This window comes from Luteibacter sp. Sphag1AF, from assembly GCF_014192715.1.
Taxonomy (GTDB): Bacteria; Pseudomonadota; Gammaproteobacteria; order Xanthomonadales; family Rhodanobacteraceae; genus Luteibacter.
This window is the reverse complement of record NZ_JACHYH010000016.1, coordinates 2,501-5,506: the sequence shown is the minus strand read 5'-3', so window position 1 is coordinate 5,506 and position 3,006 is coordinate 2,501. Positions and strand designations below refer to the sequence as shown.

Sequence of the window (3,006 nt, the reverse complement as noted above, 5' to 3'; positions counted from 1 at the left end):
TGGCGGTGACCTGTTGCAGCCGGTTCCCTGCGGGAACCGTTGCCCGGGTTCGCGGTTTGAGCAAGAAAAAACCCGCCCTCAGAAGAGGACGGGTTTTTAGGATAAAGCCCCTGGCGGTGACCTACTCTTGCATGGCTTGAGCCACACTACCATCGGCGCATGCGCGTTTCACTTCTGAGTTCGGGATGGGATCAGGTGGTACCACGCCGCTATAGCCGCCAGGGAAAGGGTGGGAGCAGCGCATTGAGCGCCGGCTCCACATAGGGTTGTAAACGAGTGACAAGCGTCGAGGTGAAATGTCTCGGGATAAGGCTAAGACGTAGAAGCGTCTTGGGGTTATATGGTCAAGCCTCACGGCTCATTAGTACATGTAAGCTCAATGCATTGCTGCACTTCCACACCATGCCTATCAACCACCTAGTCTTGATGGTGCCTTAAGGAGAGTCAAGCTCTCGGGAGATCTCATCTTGGGGCGTGCTTCCCGCTTAGATGCTTTCAGCGGTTATCACTTCCGTTCGTAGCTACCGGGCAATGCCATGGGCATGACAACCCGAACACCAGCGGAACGTCCACTCCGGTCCTCTCGTACTAGGAGCAGCCCCCCTCAAATCTCCAACGCCCACGACAGATAGGGACCGAACTGTCTCACGACGTTCTGAACCCAGCTCGCGTACCACTTTAAATGGCGAACAGCCATACCCTTGGGACCGGCTACAGCCCCAGGATGTGATGAGCCGACATCGAGGTGCCAAACACCGCCGTCGATATGAACTCTTGGGCGGTATCAGCCTGTTATCCCCGGAGTACCTTTTATCCGTTGAGCGATGGCCCTTCCATACAGAACCACCGGATCACTAAGACCTACTTTCGTACCTGCTTGATCCGTCGATCTCGCAGTCAAGCACGCTTATGCCTTTGCACACAGTGCGCGATGTCCGACCGCGCTGAGCGTACCTTCGTGCTCCTCCGTTACTCTTTGGGAGGAGACCGCCCCAGTCAAACTACCCACCATACATGGTCCCCGATCCGGATTACGGACCTAGGTTAGAACGTCAAGCACTTCAGGGTGGTATTTCAAGGATGGCTCCACCGAAACTAGCGTCTCGGTTTCATAGCCTCCCACCTATCCTACACAGAAGAACTCAACGTTCAATGTAAAGCTATAGTAAAGGTTCACGGGGTCTTTCCGTCTTGCCGCGGGAACGCTGCATCTTCACAGCGATTTCAATTTCACTGAGTCTCGGGTGGAGACAGCGCCGCTGTCGTTACGCCATTCGTGCAGGTCGGAACTTACCCGACAAGGAATTTCGCTACCTTAGGACCGTTATAGTTACGGCCGCCGTTTACTGGGGCTTCGATCAAGAGCTTCGCCTTGCGGCTGACCCCATCAATTAACCTTCCAGCACCGGGCAGGCGTCACACCCTATACGTCCACTTTCGTGTTTGCAGAGTGCTGTGTTTTTGATAAACAGTCGCAGCGGCCAGGTTACTGCGACCCTTCGATGCTCAGTCACGCACGTGACCACACCAAAGGGCGCACCTTCTCCCGAAGTTACGGTGCCATTTTGCCTAGTTCCTTCACCCGAGTTCTCTCAAGCGCCTTGGGATTCTCACCCTGCCTACCAGTGTCGGTTTACGGTACGGTTTTTCTATAGCTGAAGCTTAGTGGCTTTTCCTGGAAGCGTGGTGTCAGTCACTTCGTCCTCATAGGACTCGTCTCGGTGCTCGGCATAAAGTATCCCGGATTTGCCTAAGATACATGCCTACCGCCTTTCCCCAGGACAACCAACGCCTGGTAGACCTAACCTTCTCCGTCCCCACATCGCACTATAGAAAAGTGCAGGAATATTAACCTGCTTCCCATCGACTACGCATTTCTGCCTCGCCTTAGGGGCCGACTCACCCTGCGCCGATTAACGTTGCGCGAGGAAACCTTGGGCTTTCGGCGGGGGGGCTTTTCACCCCCCTTATCGTTACTCATGTCAGCATTCGCACTTCCGATACCTCCAGCAGACTTTACAATCCACCTTCACAGGCCTACGGAACGCTCCTCTACCGCGCATTCTTCAGAAAGAATGCACCCCGAGCTTCGGTGTATAGCTTAGCCCCGTTAAATCTTCCGCGCAGACCGACTCGACCAGTGAGCTATTACGCTTTCTTTAAAGGGTGGCTGCTTCTAAGCCAACCTCCTGGCTGTCTATGCCTTTCCACATCGTTTTCCACTTAGCTATAACTTGGGGACCTTAGCTGCGGGTCTGGGTTGTTTCCCTTTTCACGACGGACGTTAGCACCCGCCGTGTGTCTCCCGTGTATCACGTGTTGGTATTCGGAGTTTGCCATGGTTTGGTAAGTCTCAATGACCCCCTAGCCATAACAGTGCTCTACCCCCAACAGTGTTCGCACGAGGCGCTACCTAAATAGCTTTCGAGGAGAACCAGCTATCTCCGAGTTTGTTTAGCCTTTCACTCCTATCCTCAGCTCATCCCCATCTATTGCAACAGATGTGGGTTCGGTCCTCCAGTGCGTGTTACCGCACCTTCAACCTGGCCAAGGATAGATCACTCGGTTTCGGGTCTACTGCCAGAGACTATTCGCCCTATTCAGACTCGGTTTCCCTTCGCCTCCCCTATACGGTTAAGCTTGCCACTGACAGTAAGTCGCTGACCCATTATACAAAAGGTACGCAGTCACCCTTACGGGCTTCCACTGCTTGTACGTATACGGTTTCAGGGTCTATTTCACTCCCCTCTCCGGGGTTCTTTTCGCCTTTCCCTCACGGTACTAGTTCGCTATCGGTCAGTCAGGAGTATTTAGCCTTGGAGGATGGTCCCCCCATGTTCAGACAGGGTTTCACGTGCCCCGCCTTACTCAATTTCATACCATGCACCCTTTCGTCTACCGGGCTATCACCGTCTACGGCCAGCTTTTCCACGCTGTTCGACTAGAATGTACGATACTTTTGGGCTAGTCCCCGTTCGCTCGTCGCTACTTAGGGAATCTCGGTTG

Annotated in this window: 2 rRNA genes (1 of these 2 running past the window's edge); both read right to left on the bottom strand. The window is 53.9% G+C overall.

Going from position 1 to position 3,006, the window contains the following annotated elements:
• Positions 1-108: 108 nt before the first annotated feature.
• Positions 109-223, bottom strand: a 5S ribosomal RNA gene (gene rrf, locus FHW69_RS18830).
• Positions 224-340: 117 nt separating this feature from the next.
• Positions 341-3,006: ribosomal RNA gene (locus FHW69_RS18825) — 23S ribosomal RNA — on the bottom strand (it continues 219 nt past the right edge of the window).